Source organism: Chloroflexia bacterium SDU3-3 (assembly GCA_009268125.1).
Lineage (GTDB): Bacteria > Chloroflexota > Chloroflexia > Chloroflexales > Roseiflexaceae > SDU3-3.
Genome location: WBOU01000007.1, coordinates 369,901 through 388,285 on the forward strand (window position 1 = coordinate 369,901; position 18,385 = coordinate 388,285).

15 protein-coding genes, 2 tRNA genes and 1 pseudogene are annotated in these 18,385 nt (G+C 68.8%); 12 read left to right on the forward strand and 6 right to left on the reverse strand.

Features of this window, described 5'->3' with window-relative positions; genetic code table 11:
* Nucleotides 1–6 precede the first annotated feature (6 nt).
* The 5 genes and pseudogenes from priA to F8S13_14490 form a co-directional block, all read right to left on the reverse strand.
* A complete protein-coding gene (gene priA, locus F8S13_14470; GenBank protein ID KAB8142747.1) occupies nucleotides 7–2,550 on the reverse strand; it encodes a primosomal protein N' in 2,544 nt (847 codons plus the stop codon).
* A gap of 447 nt (nucleotides 2,551–2,997) precedes the next feature.
* Nucleotides 2,998–3,486, reverse strand: a complete 489-nt coding sequence (locus F8S13_14475) for a low molecular weight phosphotyrosine protein phosphatase (GenBank protein ID KAB8142748.1) — start codon at nucleotides 3,484–3,486, stop codon at nucleotides 2,998–3,000.
* 44 nt (nucleotides 3,487–3,530) lie between these two features.
* A complete protein-coding gene (gene yidD, locus F8S13_14480; GenBank protein ID KAB8142749.1) occupies nucleotides 3,531–3,740 on the reverse strand; it encodes a membrane protein insertion efficiency factor YidD in 210 nt (69 codons plus the stop codon).
* Between the two features lie 45 nt (nucleotides 3,741–3,785).
* Nucleotides 3,786–4,301: a molybdenum cofactor biosynthesis protein MoaB gene (locus tag F8S13_14485; GenBank protein KAB8142750.1), complete on the reverse strand. Its 516-nt coding sequence runs from the start codon at nucleotides 4,299–4,301 to the stop codon at nucleotides 3,786–3,788.
* 1,160 nt (nucleotides 4,302–5,461) lie between these two features.
* A pseudogene (locus F8S13_14490) lies at nucleotides 5,462–5,557 on the reverse strand (energy transducer TonB).
* Nucleotides 5,558–7,296: 1,739 nt separating this feature from the next.
* On the opposite strand from F8S13_14490, the gene F8S13_14495 reads away from it, so the two are divergent.
* From F8S13_14495 to F8S13_14530, 8 genes are all read left to right on the forward strand, one after another.
* A complete protein-coding gene (locus tag F8S13_14495) occupies nucleotides 7,297–8,535 on the forward strand; it encodes a trypsin-like serine protease (protein ID KAB8142751.1) in 1,239 nt (412 codons plus the stop codon).
* Nucleotides 8,536–8,570: 35 nt separating this feature from the next.
* The gene (locus F8S13_14500) at nucleotides 8,571–9,845 is read left to right on the forward strand and encodes a VWA domain-containing protein (protein KAB8142752.1); all 1,275 of its coding nucleotides are present in this window, start codon (nucleotides 8,571–8,573) and stop codon (nucleotides 9,843–9,845) included.
* Complete coding sequence (locus F8S13_14505; protein ID KAB8142753.1) at nucleotides 9,842–10,708, forward strand: FHA domain-containing protein; 867 nt, start codon at nucleotides 9,842–9,844, stop codon at nucleotides 10,706–10,708. The genes F8S13_14500 and F8S13_14505 overlap by 4 nt, the downstream gene beginning before the upstream one ends.
* A 297-nt stretch (nucleotides 10,709–11,005) precedes the next feature.
* Nucleotides 11,006–13,123, forward strand: coding sequence for a peptidoglycan DD-metalloendopeptidase family protein (locus F8S13_14510; GenBank protein ID KAB8142754.1), 2,118 nt, complete (start codon nucleotides 11,006–11,008; stop codon nucleotides 13,121–13,123).
* Nucleotides 13,124–13,363: 240 nt separating this feature from the next.
* Nucleotides 13,364–14,302, forward strand: a complete 939-nt coding sequence (locus F8S13_14515) for an alpha/beta fold hydrolase (GenBank protein KAB8142755.1) — start codon at nucleotides 13,364–13,366, stop codon at nucleotides 14,300–14,302.
* A 2-nt stretch (nucleotides 14,303–14,304) separates the two neighbouring features.
* Nucleotides 14,305–15,051: a tRNA (guanosine(37)-N1)-methyltransferase TrmD gene (gene trmD / locus F8S13_14520; protein KAB8142756.1), complete on the forward strand. Its 747-nt coding sequence runs from the start codon at nucleotides 14,305–14,307 to the stop codon at nucleotides 15,049–15,051.
* Between the two features lie 184 nt (nucleotides 15,052–15,235).
* On the forward strand, nucleotides 15,236–15,649 hold the full coding sequence (locus tag F8S13_14525; protein ID KAB8142757.1) for a polymer-forming cytoskeletal protein: 414 nt from the start codon (nucleotides 15,236–15,238) through the stop codon (nucleotides 15,647–15,649).
* A gap of 113 nt (nucleotides 15,650–15,762) precedes the next feature.
* Nucleotides 15,763–16,221 (forward strand): septum formation initiator family protein, encoded by a 459-nt coding sequence (locus tag F8S13_14530; GenBank protein KAB8142758.1) that lies wholly within the window; start codon nucleotides 15,763–15,765, stop codon nucleotides 16,219–16,221.
* Between the two features lie 55 nt (nucleotides 16,222–16,276).
* Here the strand turns inward: F8S13_14530 and F8S13_14535 are convergent, their stop codons facing one another.
* Nucleotides 16,277–16,693, reverse strand: a complete 417-nt coding sequence (locus tag F8S13_14535; GenBank protein ID KAB8142759.1) for a hypothetical protein — start codon at nucleotides 16,691–16,693, stop codon at nucleotides 16,277–16,279.
* A 104-nt stretch (nucleotides 16,694–16,797) separates the two neighbouring features.
* Between F8S13_14535 and F8S13_14540 the strand changes: the two genes are divergently transcribed.
* The 4 genes from F8S13_14540 to tuf form a co-directional block, all read left to right on the forward strand.
* On the forward strand, nucleotides 16,798–17,808 hold the full coding sequence (locus F8S13_14540) for a glycosyltransferase family 2 protein (GenBank protein ID KAB8142760.1): 1,011 nt from the start codon (nucleotides 16,798–16,800) through the stop codon (nucleotides 17,806–17,808).
* A gap of 59 nt (nucleotides 17,809–17,867) precedes the next feature.
* Nucleotides 17,868–17,953, forward strand: a tRNA-Tyr gene (locus F8S13_14545).
* Nucleotides 17,954–18,025: 72 nt separating this feature from the next.
* A tRNA-Thr gene (locus tag F8S13_14550) sits at nucleotides 18,026–18,101 on the forward strand.
* 85 nt (nucleotides 18,102–18,186) lie between these two features.
* Nucleotides 18,187–18,385 (forward strand): elongation factor Tu (gene tuf, locus F8S13_14555; protein KAB8142761.1); only part of this gene is annotated, 199 nt, incomplete at its 3' end.

The following is an 18,385-nucleotide window of genomic DNA, read 5'->3' on the forward strand; positions in this document are numbered from 1 at the left end:
TTTTTGCTACAGCACGTGCGCCGGGTCGATATCCACCACCCAGCCGGGCGGCGGGCGCAGCACCGCCAGCAGCGGCGCAGGGTCGTCGCAGCGCAGCAGCAGGTGCCAGCGGAAGCGATTGCGCTGGCGGTGGAAAAAGGCGGGGGCTGGCCCGATGATTGCCCAGCCGCGCATGCCCAGCGCCGTGGCCTGCTGCTCGACCTCGATCGCCAGCGCCTGGGCGGCGGCGCGGCTGCGGGTGTCGCTCGCGCCGCTGTAGATGAAGCGCACCAGTCGGCTAAACGGCGGATAGCGCGTCTGTTTGCGGTAGGCGATCTCCTGGGTGAAGAAGGCCTGGTAGTCGTGCTCCTGCGCGGCCTGCAGCGCGTAGTGCTCGGGGTCATAGGTCTGGATGACCACCTGCGCGTCGGCCTGCCTGCGGCCGGCGCGGCCCGCCACCTGGGTGAGCAGCTGGAAGCTGCGCTCGCCCGCGCGGAAGTCGGGCAGGTGCAGCCCGGTGTCGGCGGCCACCACCCCCACCAGCGACACCAGCGGCAGATCTAGCCCCTTGGCGATCATCTGGGTGCCCACCAGCACATCGGCGCGGTGCTCTAGGAAGGCGTCGAGCAGCCGCTCGTGGTCGCCCTTCTTGGTTACGGTGTCGCGGTCCCAGCGCAGCGGGCGGGCCTGCGGGAACAGCGCCGCCACCTCTTCCACCACGCGCTGTGTGCCCACCCCGAACGACTTGATGCGCGTGCTGAAGCACTCGGGGCAGAATGGCGGCGTGGTGGCGCGGTGGTTGCAGCCGTGGCACACCAGGATGGATGACGACAGCTCGTCGCCCGCCAGCCGCTGGATGCCGCCCTGGCTCGGCTCCTCGTGGTGCAGGGTGAGCGGCGACGAGCAGTTGGGGCAGCTGATCACGTGGCCGCAGTCGCGGCACATCACGAACGAGGCCGCGCCGCGCCGGTTGATGAACAGGATGGCCTGCTGCCCGCGCTCTAGGGTGCGCAGCAGCCCCTGCTGAAGCGCGCGGCTGAAGATCGAGCGGTTGCCCTTCTCCAGCTCGCGGCGCATGTCCACCAGCTGCACGGGCGGCAGCGGCAGCGCCACCGAGCGCGGCAGGCCGAGGGCGTCGCGCCCGCTGCCCACGCGCTCGGCCAGGCGCAGCAGGGTGTAGCGGCCATCCAGCGCGGCCTGGTAGCTCTCGACCGAGGGCGTGGCGCTGCCCAATATCAGCACGCTGTCGGTGAGCCGCGCCAGGGTGCGCGCCGCCTCGCGGGCGTGGTAGCGCGGGCTGCTGTCGTGCTTGAAGGTCGGCTCGTGCTCCTCATCCACGATGATCAGGCCCAGCTCGGGCAGCGGCGCGAACACCGCCGAGCGCGAGCCGATGGCCAGCCGGGCCTCGCCCCGCCGCAGCCGCCGCCACTCGTCGTAGCGCTCGCCCATGCCCAGGCCCGAGTGTAGCACGGCCAGCTGGCCGGGGAAGCGCGCCGCGAACCGCCGCACCAGCTGGGTGGTGAGCGCGATCTCGGGCACCAGCACTAGGGCCTGCCTGCCGCGCCGCATGGCCCGCGCGATCGCCCGCAGGTAGATCTCGGTCTTGCCGCTGCCGGTCACACCGTGCAGCAGGAAGGTGCGGTCGCCCCGCTCGTCGGCCTGCTCCAGCGCCTGCGCGATCGGTCTCCAGACGGCCTCCTGGGCCACGGTGAGCGCCGGGGGCATGTCGGGCGGGGTGGCGTCGCCCGCCAGCGGGTCGCGGCGCACCTCCAGCTCGCTCAGCTCGACCAGGCCGCGCTGCTCAAGCGCGCGCAGCGCCGTCAGGTTTGCGCCGGTCTGGGCGTAGAGCTGCGTGGTGGGGTAGATCTGGCCATCGGCGGCCTGCTCGGCCAGGTGGCGCAGCGCGGCCTGCTGGCGCGGGGCGCGCTGCAGTTCGGCCAGCGCGGCCTCGCGCTGGGCCGGGTCGGCCAGCAGCCGCACCATGCGCTCGATGCGCGGGCGGGCCTTGGCGCGGGTGGTGGCGCTCTCGCGGGCGATCAGGCCGCGCTCGGCCAGGGCGCGGTAGATCTCGCGCAGCTCGCCGTCGCCGCCGCGCAGCCGCTGGCGCAGCTCGGCCTCGCGGGTGGGGCCGAGCTGGCGCAGCAGGTAGAGCACTGCCCGCTCGGCCTCGGGCAGGCCGCCCAGGTCGCTGGCCAGCCCGGCGGCGCTGGCGCGGTAGACCGGCTCGGACTCCTGGCTGACGCCGGGGGGCAGCATCAGCGCCAGCGCCTCGTAGGTGGGCACGCTGTAGTAGGCGGCCAGCCAGCGGGCCAGCGCGATCTGCGGCTCGGTGAGCGCGGCCTCGGGGTCGGCCAGATCGTCGATCTCGCGGTACGCCGCGCCGCCGCCCTCGTCGTTGGGGTAGGTATCCAGCACCACGCCCTGCACGCGCTTGCGCCGCAGCGGCACCCACACCAGCCGCCCTGGCCGGATGTGCTGGCGCAGCCGCGCGGGCGCGCGGTAGGTGAAGATCGGGTCGGCGTCGGGGATGCTGACGTGCACCGCGACATCGGCGAGCAGCTCTGGTGGCATGGTGTGTTGGCCTATAGATCAGGGAAGGGTCCGGGGCGTAGTGTAGCGGAATCGCGGCGGCGGGGCAAGTGCTGGCCAGCCGCCGCGCGGGAGATTTTTCACCACGAAGACACGAAGGCGCGAAGGGCAGCCATTTTACCACCAAGACACCAAGGCACAAGGGGACAAAAGAGAACGAATACCACGAAGACACGAAGGCACGAAGGGCAGCCGTTTTACCATCAAGATACCAAGGCACCAAGGGATCAAGAGGAAATAAATATTGGCGAGATGCTAGCCCTACCCACCTGGCCCATGCGGCGAAGGTGTCGCTGATGTTTTGATGGCCATATGCACGAACATCAGCGACCAAGAGACGGCATTGGATAGGCATTGGGGGCGATGCACGCGTAGGGGCGGATCTCGTGTCCGCCCCTACGCCAATGATCCTATCGCTTGCGTGGCAGCCTAGCTGGCCACGGCCAGATCGCGCTGGATGGCCTCCAGCAGGCCGCGCCCGCCCGCCTCGACCATGTGGTAGACCGCCTCGAAGTTGCCCGTGTAGTAGGGGTCGGGCACATCCTTGGCGGCGCCCTCGGGGATGAAGTCGGAGAGCAGGGCCACCTTCGCACCGGCCCGCTGCCCGATCGCCCGCAGGTCGCTCAGGTTGGTGCGGTCCATGGCGATCAGGTAGTCGAACTGCTCGAAGTCCTCCACGCCCACCTGGCGGGCGGCGTGGGCGTAGCTGATGCCGCGCTGCTGCAGCAGGGCGCGCGTGCCTTGGTGGGGCTGCTCGCCCAGGTGATAGTCGCCGGTGCCCGCCGAGTCGGCCTCGACGATGTCCTGCATCCCGGCCTGCTTCACAAGGTCGCGGAATACGGCCTCGGCCATGGGCGAGCGGCAGATGTTGCCGAGGCAGACGAAGAGCACGCGGACTTTGGGTGCTGTGTTTGTCATAACGCTCCTGAGACGTATGAGGGCGACGGAACCGAAGGTTGCCGCTAGGGCACAGGGTCGTGGCCGCCGTGGGCGAAGGGGTGGCAGCGCAGGATGCGCTTGGCCCCCAGCCAGCCGCCCCTCAGCACGCCGTACCTGCTGATCGCCTCGTAGGTGTAGGCCGAGCAGGTGGGCGTGTAGATGCAGCTTGGCGGCAGCGCGGGCGAGATAAACTTCTGGTAGAAGCGGATGAGCTTCAGTGCGATCCAGCGCATAGGTGTGTGGGCGCAGGGCGGCGTGGCCTCCGCTGCGCGCTAGGGCTATTTCTGCCGAAAGATCTCCCAGACCATGTGGCGCAGCTCGGGCAGGATGAGCTTTTCCATGCCCAGCCGCACCGCGCCGGTCGAGCCGGGCAGGCAGAAGATCAGCGTGTCGCCGTACAGCCCGGCGGTGGCCCGCGAGAGCATGGCCGCCGCGCCGATCTCGTGGTACGACAGCATGCGGAACAGCTCGCCGAAGCCCGGGATGCGCTTGTGCAGCAGCCCGTCGATGGCCTCGTAGGTGGCGTCGCGCGCGGCGATGCCGGTGCCGCCGTTGGTGATAATCACCTGGCAGCCCTGGGCGGCTAGGCCCTGGATGCGGGCCACGATCTGCCCTGGGTCGTCGGGCACGATCACCACCGGGGCGACGCTATGCCCCGCCGCCTCCAGCCCCGCGCGGATGGCCGCGCCGCTGGTGTCGCTCTCCGCCGTGCGGGTGTCGCTGATGGTGATCACGCCGCAGCGGATGCTGTGCTGCGCGGCGCTGGCCTGCTGCTCGTGGTCGATATGGCTCATGGTCTTCTCCTTGCCCATCATGCTACCACAAACTGCGCCTGCGGAAGAGCGCCGTTTTACCACCAAGACGCCAAGGCACCAAGGAATAAAAGGGACGAATACCACGAAGACGCGAGGGCGCGAAGGGACGAAAACTATTTACCACTACTCCTAAGGGAGCACAAGCGGACGAATACGACGAAGGCGTGAGGATACGGAGGGAGCGAGCGCACCGTTTTACTGCCAAGAAACCAAGGGAAGAAAAAATGAAGGCGCGATCGTTTTTGGATTGAGATCTCTAAGCCCTTTGTGTCTTCGTACCTTCGTGGTAAAAGCAAACCGGCGAGGGGTATTTCCCCTCGCCGGTGGCCGCTGGTGCTGGCGGCTGCGCTAGTTCTTGGGAAGCTCGCGGGCGTAGCGCCACAGGTAGTAGTGCCGCCCAACATTGCCCATCTCCACCTGCCAGTTGGCCGGGTTCGACGGGTCGTAGGTGAGCACGCGGCGCTGGAACGGCTGCATCAGCACCTGGCGCGACTGCCCGCCCACCTTCACCGTCACCCAGTAGGGGTCGCTCAGCGGGTAGCCCATGGTGAACACCCAGTCCATCAGCGCGCCGGTGCGGTAGCTGCCGCGCTCGTAGACGGTGCTGTTGCTGTTCATGTAGGCCCAGAACGCCTGCGGGATGCTGTAGCCCGTCTCGGGCACATAGTGGGCCAGCTTGGCGGCGTCCAGGCGCGGCCCGCTGTAGTCGCCCACCGCGCCCGACTTGGCCAGCGTCTCGGCCACGTACTGGCCGGTGCGGTCGTGGCTCTTCTTGCCCACCACGCTGGCCAGCGAGGCGTAGGTCGGCGCGCTGGCGTCATCCTGGTCGCCCGCCACCGGGATCTGGGCTGGCTTGCGGTTCAGGAAGCTCTGGTCGCCGGTCTGGATGCGGCCCTGCACCAGCTCGCTCACCAGTAGGCCGTTGGTCACAAACCAGGCGCTCGACTGGCTGGCCTTGGGGTTGGTGATCTCCATGCGGGCCTTGTCGTAGTACTCGACCATGCGCTCGGTGCCGGGCGCCTCGGCGTAGCGCTCGGTGGTGCGCAGCAGCGCCTTCGGCCCCCACAGCCAGGTGCGCGTGATCTTGCCCGCGCTGATCGGCTGGTCGGCGCGGTTCCACACCCGCGAGAAGGCCAGGAAGGCCGGGGTGGTGGTGGGCGAGGTCTGGGTGGTGGGCGTGGCCACGCCGCCCTCGGGCGTGGGCGTCACCACGGTGAAGGCCTGGGTGGGCGTGGGGATGACGAAGGGCGTCTGCACCGGCACGCTGCCCGCCGCCGGGGTGGGCTGGCGGCCGCACATGGTGTCGCCCTGCACGCACAGCTTCAGCGCCAGGTCGTAGCGGATGAACTGGTTGCCCAGGTCGCCGCGGTTCTTCACCTGCACGAAGTAGAAACCATCGACCGGCGGCACGAACTGGATCTCCGAGTCGAGCGAGCTGGGGATGTCGTCGCTCACCGAGATAATGCCGACGCCGTCGCGGTCGAACAGCGTCATGATCGTGTCGGCGCCCGCCTCGGTGTCGCGGTTGAGCGTGGACTGGTAGGGCCGCGTGTCGGTGTAGATGTAGTAGTTCTTGCCCGCCGCGCCGAAGAACTTCACCCAGTCGGCGTCGCCCACCGGGCAGAGCACGTGCTGGGGCTGCAGCTCGTTGGGGTGGATGAGCGTGGCGGTCTCGGGCAGTCCGTCCTGCTCGTACAGGTCGTTGCACAGCTCGGCGATCTGGGTGGGCGTGGGGCCGAAGCTCTCGCCCTGCACCAGGATGGTGTAGGTGCGGTCGCCGCCGCCCGAGTTCACCTTGTCGCGCACCACGAAGTAGAACTTGCCGTCGTACGGTGCGCGCCACGACTGGATGCGGGGCCGCAGGTCGCTGGTGTTGGCGGTGGTGTCGTGGCGGTAGTAGTCGTCGTTGCCCGCCATGTAGACGCCATTCTCGTCGAACAGCTCGATCACCAGATCCAGGCCGTTGGCCATCTGGGTCACGTCGATGGTGTAGACCTTGCCCGCGCCAGCCCCAAAGTAGAACCAGTCCTCGTCGTTCAGCGGCTTGTTGTCGTCGCCGCACAGGCCGTGGATCTCCGGCTCGTTCACGCGGATGAGGTTGGCGGTGCTGATGTCGTCGCCGGGGTCGTTGGCCTCGCGCCCGTTCTGACACACCGGCTCGGGCGTGGGCGTGGGCGTGACAGTGGTGGTGACGGTAGGCGTCTGCGTCTGCGTGGGGGTGGATGTGGGCGCGGTGCCGGTGGTGGTCAGCTTGACGATGAGGCTAGCGCTGGCCGAGCCTGCGGATGAGTCCGATGAGGTGGCGGTGATGGTGACGGTGCCAAGCTGTGTGCCGGTGGGCGCGCTGCTGCTAAAGACGTATGAGACCTGGAAGGTCGCGACGCTGCCATTTGCCGAGACGGTCACCGGGCTGCTGAGCGGGTTGGCCGAGGCGCTGCCCGATGGGGTGACGCTCACATTCGTGCTGATCGCAAAGTTGCGGTTCACGATTGTGTTGTTCTGGATCTGGTAGGTACGGGTGACGATATCGCCGGGGGCGGCGCTGATATCTGTCCCATCGGCATCAAGCGCGGTGATCACTACTGCGCTCTGGGCCTGCAGGATCGGCAGCTGGTAGGCGCAGAAAAACAGCGATAGGGTGATCAAGCAGGCCAGAAGGAAGTTCAGCAGCGTGGTCGAACGACGCATTGCAGCCTCATCAAGTGTTCATGAATAGCACCAGCGGACGCGCCGATTATAGCATGTCAGTGCGGTATGTCAATGCTGGGCACGATCCTCGGTCGCAAATCAAATCCTTATCTGGTTTTCATCAAAAATTGAGGTGTTGGCTCGTATGCTGCAGTGAGCAGTGCGCTGCACACATCGAGGCGTTGCTGCAGCTGGCTGCTAGCGCTGGAAAAAGGCGTGTGAGCGCTGAAAATACGATCGATTTTCTACAATATCGGCTAAAAGAACACACTAGAGGAACCCAACTATGCTGCATACTATTCGAACCCCGCTGATCGCCGCAGGCGGCGCGCTGGCCCTGGCGCTCACGCTCAGCGCCTGCGATGTGACCACATCGGCGGGCCGCGCCACCCAGGTGCCTGCGGCGGCGCAGCCCAGCGCCGCGCCCGCCGTGGCCACCGTGCTGGTGGTGGCCACGCCCACGCCCACCCCCGCCGACACGCTGGCGGGCGAGGTGCAGGCCCAGCCCGTGGCCCAGCTCTCCACCGCCACGCCGCCCAGCGCCCAGGCCGTGCTGGATGCCGAGGAGCAGATCGTGGCCGACATCGCCGACCGCGCCGGGCCTGCCGTGGTGCGGATCGACGTGCAGACCCAGCAGGGCTCGGGCCTCGGCTCGGGCTGGCTGGCCGAGTTCGATGGCCAGCCCTACATCATCACCAACAACCACGTGGTCGCGGGCAGCGGCGGGCGCGTGCTGGTGTCATTCACCGGCCTGTTCCAGACCATCGGGCAGGTGGTGGGCACCGACCCCGACAGCGACATCGCCGTGGTGAAGGTCGAGCAGATCCCCGACGATGTGCACCCGCTGTCGCTGGGCGACTCCTCCACCGTGCGTGTGGGCCAGCGCACCGTGGCCATCGGCAACCCGCTGGGCCAGAACCGCACGGTGACGGTGGGCATCATCAGCGCGCTGGGCCGCACCATCGAGGAGAGCGAGAGCCGCTCGACCTACTCGATCGGCGGGGCCATCCAGACCGACGCGGCGATCAACCCCGGCAACTCCGGCGGGCCGCTGTTCGACTCGCGCGGCTATGTGATCGGCATGAACACCGCCATCCTCTCGCAGTCGGGCACCAGCTCGGGCATCGGCTTCGCCGTGCCGGTCGATCTGGTGAAGAAGGTCGCGCCCGCGCTCATCCGCGATGGCCAGTACGAGCACCCCTACATGGGCGTGCTGTTCAACACCGGCAATGGCTCGGACATCACCACGCTGGTGGCGCAGCAGAACAGCCTGCCCAGCAGCGGCCTGCTGGTGGCGGCGGCGCGCGGCGGCCCGCTGGCCCAGGCGGGCATCGGCGACCGCGCGATCCTCACCGCGATCAATGGCGTGCAGATGACCTCCACCGACGATCTAGTCTCGTACCTGGAGCTGAACACTGTGCCTGGCGACACGGTGACAGTGAGCTACTATGAGCTGCAGGGCGGCGAGCAGCGCGAGGCCCAGGTGACGCTTTCGTCGCGCACGCAGTCGCAGCTCCAGCAGTAGCCGTAGCGCGCTGGGATGGGCCATGTGGTATTACTATGTGGCCCTTTTTTGCGCCAAAATTGCCGCCGCATGGCTGGATCGAAATCGCCCCGCCCATCGTCCTAGCAGCAGCGATAGTTTCCAGACACGAGGTGGAGCAGATGAAACGAGTGCTTCTCGTCGGCGCGCTGCTGCTGGCCAGCGCAGCCCCAGCGGCGGCCCAGGGCCAGCAGCCCGAGGCGCGGGTGACGCAGGTGGACACGGCATCCTACCCCGATATCACGCTGTATGTGAGCGTGACCGGCGCTGGCGGCGCGCCTGTGGGCGGGCTGACCGCCAGCGATTTTCGGATCACCGAGGATGGCCAGCCGGTGACGATCGGCGATTTCGCTGGCGGTGGCGAGCCGTTCACCGCCGTGCTGGCCATCGACCGCTCGGGCAGCATGGCGCAGGCGGGCAAGATGGATGGCGCGAAGGAGGCGGCGCTGGCCTTCGTGGGCCAGATGCGCCAGGGCGATATGGCGGGCGTGGTGGCCTTTGACGACGCGCCCAGGCTGCTGGCCAGCCCCACCCGCTCGGTCGCCACGCTGCGCAGCAGCATCGAGGGTCTGGAGGCCCAGGGCTCTACCGCGCTGTACGACAGCATCGTGGTGGGCGTGCAGCAGCTGGCCTCGGTCAGCGGCAGGCGCGCGCTCATCCTGCTGACCGATGGGCGCGACCAGATCAACATGGGCGACCCGACCCCGATCAGCGAGCACACGCTGGCCCAGGCCATCCAGGTGGCCCAGCAGGCCGGGGTCGCCATCCAGGTGATCGGCCTGGGCGACCGCAGCTCCGACGACGATGTGACCGGCATCGACGAGGGCGTGCTGCAGCAGATCGCCTCGGCGACGGGCGGGCAGTACATCTACGCGCCCTCGGCGGGCGAGCTGGCCACGCTCTACCGCTCGCTGGCGGCCAGCATGCAGGCCGAGTACCGCATCACCTACCGCAGCCCGCGCCCCACCTTCGACGGCACGCGGCGCGACATCCGGGTGCAGGCCGCTGGCTCGGGCGCGGCAGGCGGCAGCTACCTTGAGCAGCACCTCATCCACGTGCGCTCCAGCCCCGCGCTGGCGCTGCTGCTGCTGCTGCCCATCCTGGGGCTGCTGGTGGCCCCCCGTCTCGTGCGCGGGCGTGTGCGGCGCAAGGAGCAGCCCGCGCCCGCCGCACCCCAGCTGGCCCCGCCCGACCCGCCGCGCTTCTGCGACCAGTGCGGCAAGCCGCTGCGCCCTGGCGTGAAATTCTGCGCGGGCTGCGGCTCGCGCGTGCCGACGGAGGCGCTGCGATGAGCAAGGTGCTGCAGATCTACTACACCGCCGTGCTGGGCGCGCTGGGCGGCCTGCTGGGCTGGTGGCTGATGGGTAGCCTGCCCACCGACGCGCTGGGCATCTGGGTGGCCTACCCACTGGTGGGGGCTGGGCTAGGCGCGGCCATCGCAGGCTGCGTGGCCGCCACCGAGGGCGCGCTGGTCAAGCGCCGCGCCCGGCGGGCCGTGGCCGACATGCTGCGCGGCGCGCTCTCCGGCGCGGCGCTGGGCCTGCTGGGCCTGGTGCTGGCCGAGCTGGGCTTTCTAGCCATCGGCGGCGGCTTCGTGGGCCGCACCCTGGGCTGGATGCTGCTGGGCTTGGCCATCGGCCTGGGCGAGCCGCTGCTCTCGCGGCGGCTGCGGCGGGCCGCCCACGGCGCGGCGGGCGGCGCGGCGGGCGGCGCCGTGGGCGGCGCTCTCTACGAGGCGCTCACGCTGCTGTTCTTGGGCCAGGGCGAGCAGGTGCAGATGCTGGCGGGCGGCGTGGGCCTCATGCTGCTGGGCGCGTGCATCGGCGCGTGCATCCCGCTGGCCCGCTACGCCTTGGCCGGTGCCGAGCTGCGCGTGCTCAGCGGGGCGCAGGCCGGGCTGGTGCGCGAGGTGACGGACACCGCCTCGATCGGGCGCAGCGACGGCTGCGACCTCTACCTGCCCGACCGCCGCGCGGCCTGGAACCACGCCCGCGTGCGCCGCACCGAGCGCGGCTTCAGCCTGGAGGTGCTGCCCGAGGCCGAGGGCGGCGCGCGGCTGGGCGGCCAGGTGATCTACCCCGGCTCCTCTGCCCCGCTCGCCGATGGCGCGCAGATTATCATCGGCGAGACTACCATCCTGTTCGCTGGGCGGTAGCTAGGCACTACCAAGGCGCGAAGGAGGACGGACACCACGACGACTTGAAGGCACGAAGCCGGGGAGAGGAAATGTGGTGAAGGGGCGGGGGAGATACCCGCGCCTTCGCATCGCTGTGCATCAGGCGGGGCGATGCGAAGGCGCGTGGCGGTGAGGGCGGACACAAGATCCGCCCCTACGCCGCTTGGGTGCGTGGCCTGCATCGCGCCTTCGTGGTAAAACGGCTCCCCCCGTGTTGACGGCGGCGCGGGGCCGTGCTACGATGCGCGCGGTCCCGCACACACAGACGCCGACCACATGTCACACCGATGCACCCAACCGATCTGGCCGCGCCTTGGCCGCTGGCTGATCTGCGCCGTGGCCCTGCTGGCCATGGCCGCGCCCGCCCGCGCCCAGGAGCCGCCGCCGCCCATCCCCCCCGAGAACCAGGTGCAGGCCTGGCTCGACGCCCAGCCCGGCCCGCTGAAGGGCTACAGCGAGGGCGGGGCCAGCGCCGCCGAGATGATCGAGGGCGCGGGCAGCTACTACGGCGTGAGCGTGCGCCTGGTGCTGGCCCTGTTGGAGGCCTGCAGCGGCCTTGTCAGCTCGCCCGCGCCTAGCGCCGCCGCCCTGCGCCAGCCCTTCGGCAGCGGCGGGCCAGAAGGCTTTGCGGCCCAGATCGACTGGGCGGGCGCAGAGCTGCGCGCTGGGTACGGCCCCTATGACGTCCCGCCCACCCTGCGCTTCACTGATGGCACCACGCTCACGCTCACGCTCGACCAGGCCATGGAGGGTGTGGCGGTGCAGCGCTTCCTGGCCCAGGGGCGCAGCCAGACCGAGTGGCGGGCCGCCTACGAGCGCTTCGCCCAGGCGTTTGGCCGCTACTTCAACAACCAGCTGCCCGCCGCACGCGCCGCCGAGCCAGTTGCCGCCAGCGGCTTCCTGCAGCGCCCCTGGCAGGCGGGCACCAAGGTCAAGCACCTGGCCTACTTCGACCATATGTTCCCCACCGTGGACACCAAGTCGGGCGATAATGGCTATGTGGTCAACTACATGGGGCGCGGCGGCGTGCAGTACGATGGCCACGACGGCCACGACTTCTACTTCCCCGACCAGCCGATCGGCACGCTGATCGTGGCCGCCGCCGACGGCGTGGCCTACGCCCGCACCCACCGTGGCTTCGGCGTGGTGATCGTGCACCCCGGCGGCTACGAGACCGTCTACTGGCACCTGGATAAGTTCTCGCGGCGCTTCATGGGCCGGGTGGATACCGACAAGGGCGTGGCCGTGAAGGCCGGGGATGTGATCGGCAGCAGCGGCAAAACGGGCTTTGTGAAGGGTACCCCGCACCTGCATTTCGAGGTTCGCCACAACGGCAAAGAGGTCGACCCCTACGGTTGGTACGGCTCGGGCGGCGACCCGTGCGCGGCCTACGCCGCCTGTGAGGCCAGCCCATGGCTGTGGTCGAGCGATCTGGCGGGTGAGTTCGACTTCACCCCGCCCGGCGCGGCGGCGGCCAGCGACACCACACCGCCTACCGCCACCATCGCCGCCGCCCCGCCCGAGGATGTACTGCTGCTGGCCCGCCCCGCCGAGCAGGATCTGCTGCTGCTAGGCTTTGGTCAGCCCGTGCGCGAGGGTGACGCAGTCAGCCTGCCCGCCGCCAGCAACATCCTCAGCGGCACCGGCAGCGTGGCCATGCTGGCCACATTGCCCGATCGCTACGGCGGCACCAGCAGCGGCCACGCCTACCTGCTCTCCACCAGCGCCAGCCCCGATTCAAAGCCGGCCTACACCAACACCCTGGCCCTGCGCCGCGATGAGCTGGGCGATGGCCGCGCCGTCTGGAACTTCTGGACCACGCCTGCCAGCGGCGATGCGGCCCGCAACGATCTGACTGTGGCCGATGGGCTTGCGCCCGGCCCGCACCGCTTTGTGCTCACCTGGGATGCGGCGACGAGAGCCAAGGCGCTGTACATCGACGGCAGCCTCGCCTCGGCGATCTGCGGCCCGGAGCTGCCCGCCGACCTAGGCGCGACAATCGAGCTTGGCCGCTTCGCCCAGGGCGCTGCCGCCAGCGGCGTGCGCGTGGACGAGCTGGCGATCTACCGCCGCGCGCTGGCCGCCGACGAGGTGGCGGCGCTGGGCCAGCACAGCGTGCTGCCGCCCGCCGCCACCAGCCAGGCCAGCTTCCCCCTGGTGGCCCACGCCGCCGACGATGCGGGCGGGATCGTGAGCGTGCAGCTGGGCGTGAACGGCGTGTTTGGCGACCCCCAGCCCTACCGCGAGCGGTACGATCTGCTGCTGCCCGCCTCGGGCACCTACACCATTACGGCGCGCTTCCTCGACCGGGCGGGAAACAGCGCCAGCGCCGAGACCCAGATCACGTACACGCCGCCCAAGGTCTACCTTCCCCTCGTGATGCAACACCCATAACTCCTCCCCCGGTCGCGGTTGTGTTTGCCCCAGTCGATACACTAGGCCGAGCGCTCTATAAAGATCGGTGTCAGGCGCACCGATATGCGCTACCACAGCGATCATGGCATGGCAGCGCGAGGCACCTTCTATAGTGAGGAAGCGGGCGCCCTAGATCTTCTGCGGCCCGTGGGCTTTCACGCCTAAAGGCAAGCATCAGTCATTGTCCGTACCAAGCGCGGCTGTGCTACAATACCCGCCATGAACCTACAGCATACCAACGCATCAAAAGCGCTCGCCGCCATCGGCAGCGCCGCCGCGCTTGCGGCCCTGGGCGCCACTGGCCTGGTGTTTGGCGCGGCCATCTACGCCCTTGAGCGCATGAACCGCCGCCCCACGCCTGCCTGGCTTTCGGAATATACCTTCACGCCATTCGAGACCCAGATCGCGGGCTTCGAGGAGCTGACGCTCACCGCCGAGGATGGCGTGCGCCTGAGCGCCTGGTGGCTGCCCTGCCCCGGCTCGCAGCGCGTGGTGATCGGCCTAGGTGGCCACCACAGCTCCAAGCCCGACATGCTGGGCATCGGCAGCGCCCTGTGCCGCGCGGGCAACAACGTGCTGCTGTTCGACTGGCGCTCGCGCGGCGCGAGCCAGGTGGCCCAGCACTCGCTGGCCTACTACGAGCTGCGCGATGCCGAGGCCGCCCTGGCCTACGCCAAGCAGCGCGTGCCGGATGCCAGCCTCGGACTGGTGGGCTTCTCCATGGGCGCGTCGATCGCGCTGCTGCTGGCCGCCAAGCACCCCGAGGTGCGGGCGGTGGTGGCCGACAGCCCCTTCACCGGCATCCACGAGGTGGTGGCGCACGGCGTGGCCCGCTACCGCCTGCCCGCCAGCGTGGTGCTGCCCGTGGCCGATGCCATGAGCCACCTGCGCTACGGCTACCGCTTCGGCGCGGTGCGCCCGATCGACGTGGTCGGCAGCATCAGCCCCAGGCCGCTGTTGCTGGTGCACGGCAGCGCCGACGACCTCATCCCGGTGCAGCAGGCCCACGCCCTGCTCGCCGCCGCCCGCGAGCCGAAGCAGCTGTGGGTCTACGAGGGCGTCGATCACTGCGGGGCCTACTTCGCCGACCGCCCCGGCTACTGCCAGCGCGTTTCGGCCTTCTTCGACCAGTACCTGGGCAGCGTGGAGGCCGAATAGCCATGCGCTTCGACATCCTGACGCTCTTCCCCGAGATGTTCGCGGGGCCGCTGACCGAGAGCATCATCAAGCGGGCCATCCAGGCGGGCCATATCGACGTGGCGCTGCACAACATCCGCGACTGGGCCACCGATAAGCACAAGTCGGTGGATGACACACCCTACGGCGGCGGAGCGGGCATGGTGATGAAGCCAGCGCCGCTGGCCGCCGCCATCCGCGCCGCCAGGGGCCAGGGCGGCGAGCGCACGCTCACCCTGCTGATGGCCCCCGACGGCGTGCCCTTCACCCAGCGTGTGGCCGAGGATCTGGCGGGCTACGACCGGCTGGTGCTGCTGTGCGGGCGCTACGAGGGTGTAGATGAGCGCATCCGCGAGACCCTGATCGACCGCGAGGTCTCGGTGGGCGATTTTGTGCTCACTGGCGGCGAGCTGGCGGCCATGATCGTGCTGGATGTGGTGTCGCGCCTAGTGCCGGGCGTGCTGGATGCGGCCTCGCCGGTCGAGGAGTCGTTTGGCGGCGGCCTGCTGGAGTACCCGCAGTACACCCGCCCGCTGGAGTGGGAGGGCCGCAGCGTGCCCGACATGCTGCGCTCGGGCAACCACGCCGCGATCGCCACATGGCGGCACCAGCACCGCCTGGCGCGCACCCTGCGCAAGCGCCCCGACCTGCTGGAGATAGCCCCGCTGGCCCCCGCCGACATCGCCTACCTGCGCTCGCTGGGCTGGCAGGGCGGCCCCAAAAAGCGCTAGCCGGTGCTACAACACCCGATCATTTTGACTATATATTTGATCAAAGGCCCTAAGTTCTGTATAATTGCCCCGCCTCAGCTACCTTGTCGAGGCCCGCAGGATGTGCGCCGCTGTCGTTTTGCCCTTCCCCACGCGCACGCTGCAAATGACCTATGCCTCTCTAGGAGGCAAAACAGGAGGACCGATGTTCGGCAATAATAAGAAGGTTCAGGCGGCACCGCAACCGGCGCTTAATGGCAAACCTGAGACCATCGTTGGTGCGAACACCACCTTTGTCGGCACCATCAAGACCGACGGGAACGTGCGCATTGATGGGAGCATCGAGGGCGACATCGAGATCCTCGGCAATCTGATTATTGGCGAAACAGGCCGCGTGATCGCCACCATCAAAGCCCAGAACGTCCACGTTTCGGGCGCGGTGAAGGGTGAGATCACCGCAGTGGATCAGCTTGAGATCTCGCCCACCGGCAAGGTCTGGGGCGACATCACCACCGCCGCGCTGCACATCGAGCCGGGCGGGCTGTTCCGCGGCCAGAGCGCGATGATCTCGAATATCGACGAGCCGCTGCTGCTTGAGGCCCCGCGCACCCGCGAGTAGGCCGCCTGTGGCATCCTATAGAGCTGCTTCTCCTGCGCAGACAGCTGGCATCCCCACCCCATGGGGCGCTAGCGATCTGCGCGGTTTTATTCCTATCGGGGGTCGTAGAAACCATGGCACGTAAGCGTCCGCGCACACTCACTTCCTCGCCCTGGCACCACCGCCTGGCGCGCTTCGGCAGCCCCGGCGTGCTGATCGCCACCGCCGCGCTGGTCATGCTCTCGCTGTGGCTGCTGGTGGGCCTAGTCGAGCAGGTGCTCACCGGCGCGCGCCAGGATGCGCTGCTGGTCCAGCGCCGCGACGAGATCGCCACCATCGAGGCCCAGAACAGCCTGCTGGCCACCCAGGTGGCCGTGGCCACCTCGCCCGCCTACGCCGCGCAGGTGGCGCGCGAGCAGCTGGGCTACGCCGCCGAGGGCGACACGGTTATCCTGCCCAGCTTCCCGCAGGTCACGCCCATCGCCAGCGATCCCACGCCTGCGCCCATCCCCGCGCCCTCGCCGCAGGCCAACTGGCGCGGCTGGGCCAGCGCCTTCTTCCCCCCCGCGCCGACATCGACCCCCATCCCATAGACATAAAAAGGCGGCTGGGTTAACCCCAGCCGCCAGTATCGCCACGCCGCAGCTGCTAGAGCCGCGTGGTCTCGCCGGTGCTCGGCACCTCGCTGCCGCTCTCGGCGGTGATCGGCACGTGCTGCGCAGGCCGCACAGGGGCAGAGCCTACCTTGGGGGCCTTGACCATGGCGATCAGACCCTGCACTTGGTCGTCGACCGCCTGCTCGCGCCCGCGCATCAGGATGCTCGCGCCGGCCAGCAGCAGCACGCCTGGGAACACCAGGTGCACCAAGAAGAGCAGCCCCAGGCCGCAGAGCCACAGGCCAGCCTGCACGGCCTGCGCCGTCTGGCCCTGGCTGCGCTGCCGCAGGTAGGCGTACACGCCAGCCGCCACCAGCGCGGCGGGCAGCACCAGCCAGCCCAGGTTCAGCCACCACACAAGCCCAACGCCGATCAGAACAGAACCAACGACAACTTGCTGTCGATTCATCGCTTGTCTCCTTATCTTGCTCCCTATGCGGGGAGCGCCGCTGGTCATACTACGACCGCGCGCCCGCCAGTGTTGCAGCGCGGCGGAGATGCTACAATAGGCCTATGCAATCACCTACCACACTCTCGGTCATTATCGTCACGTGGAATGGCCTGGCGCATCTGCCGCGCTGCCTGGCCTGCCTGTGCCCCCAGCTGCCGCCCGATGCCGAGGTCATATTGGTCGATAATGCCTCGACCGATGGCACCGCGCCCTGGGTGCGCGAGCACTACCCACATGTGCGGCTGCTGGCGCTGGGGCGCAACACCGGGTTCTCGGGCGGGGTGGATGCCGGGCTGCGCGTGGCGCGCGGCCAGCTCATCCTGCTGATCAACGACGACGCCTTCGCCGAGCCGGGCTGTGTGGATGCCCTGCTCGAACCCATGCGGTGCGACCCCGCGCTTGGCTCGGCCTCGGCCACGCTGCTCTTCGCCCACCGCCCCGATCTGGTGGCCTCGGCGGGCATCACCATGCGCCGCGACGGCGTGGCGCTCGACCTGTGGGCCGGGCGCGCGGTGGCCGAGCTGCCCGACGCGCCATGCCCCATCCTGGGGCCGAGCGGCGGCGCGGCGATCTACCGCCGCGCCGCGCTGGACGATGCGGGGGGCATACCGCCCGAGTTCTTCGCCTACCTGGAGGATGCCGATCTGGCGCTGCGCATGCGGCTGCGCGGCTGGCCGAGCGTGGCGGTGCCCCAGGCCCGCATCCTGCACATCTACTCGGCCACGGCTGGCCAAGGCTCGCCGCTCAAGCAGCGGCTGCTGGGCCGCAACCGCATCCGCATGCTGGTGCGCTGCCTGCCTACCGCGCTGCTGGCGCGCTGCCTGCCGCACATCCTGCTGTACGACGCGCTGGCGTGCGCCTATGCCTTGCTACGCGGCCAGCGCGCCATGCTCGCCGGGCGGCTCATGGCGCTGGCCGAACTCCCCGCGCTGGTCCGGCAGCGCCGCGCCATCCAGGCCCGCGCCACGGCCCCAAAAACCCTGATTAATTGGCTTCAGCCGCCGCCGCCGCCCTGGCAGAACCTGCGCGACGCAAAGCATCTGGATGCAATACTCGCCGGGCGTCAGGCCTGATTTGACAAAAGCCAGAACCTGCACTATAATGCGCCCCGTCGCTGAGAAGTAAGTGACGCGGGTCGGTACCGAAGTGGCCAACCGGGGCAGACTGTAAATCTGCTGGCTAACGCCTTCGCTGGTTCGAATCCAGCCCGGCCCACCAACTTGAGAAGCGCGGCTATGAAGCCAAGGAGCTAGATCTCTTCTTAGAATCTGGCCGCGCCTCTCGCAATATGCCCAAGTAGCTCAGTTGGCAGAGCACGTCTTTGGTAAAGACGAGGTCACGGGTTCAAGTCCCGTCTTGGGCTCCAGAATTTAATTTTGGTCCGATTTCCAACGGATCAGCCTGACGCGCCGGCTTAGCCCGGCGTTGTGCGTGAGGAGGACGGAAACGTCATGGCAAAGCAGAAATTCGAGCGGACGAAACCGCACGTCAACATTGGTACTATCGGCCACGTCGACCACGGCAAGACCACGCTGACCGCTGCCATCACCAAGGTGCTGGCGCTGCGCGGCGCGGCGAAGTTCACGAGCTACGACCAGATCGACAACGCTCCTGAGGAGCGCGCTCGTGGTATCACGATCGCCATCCGCC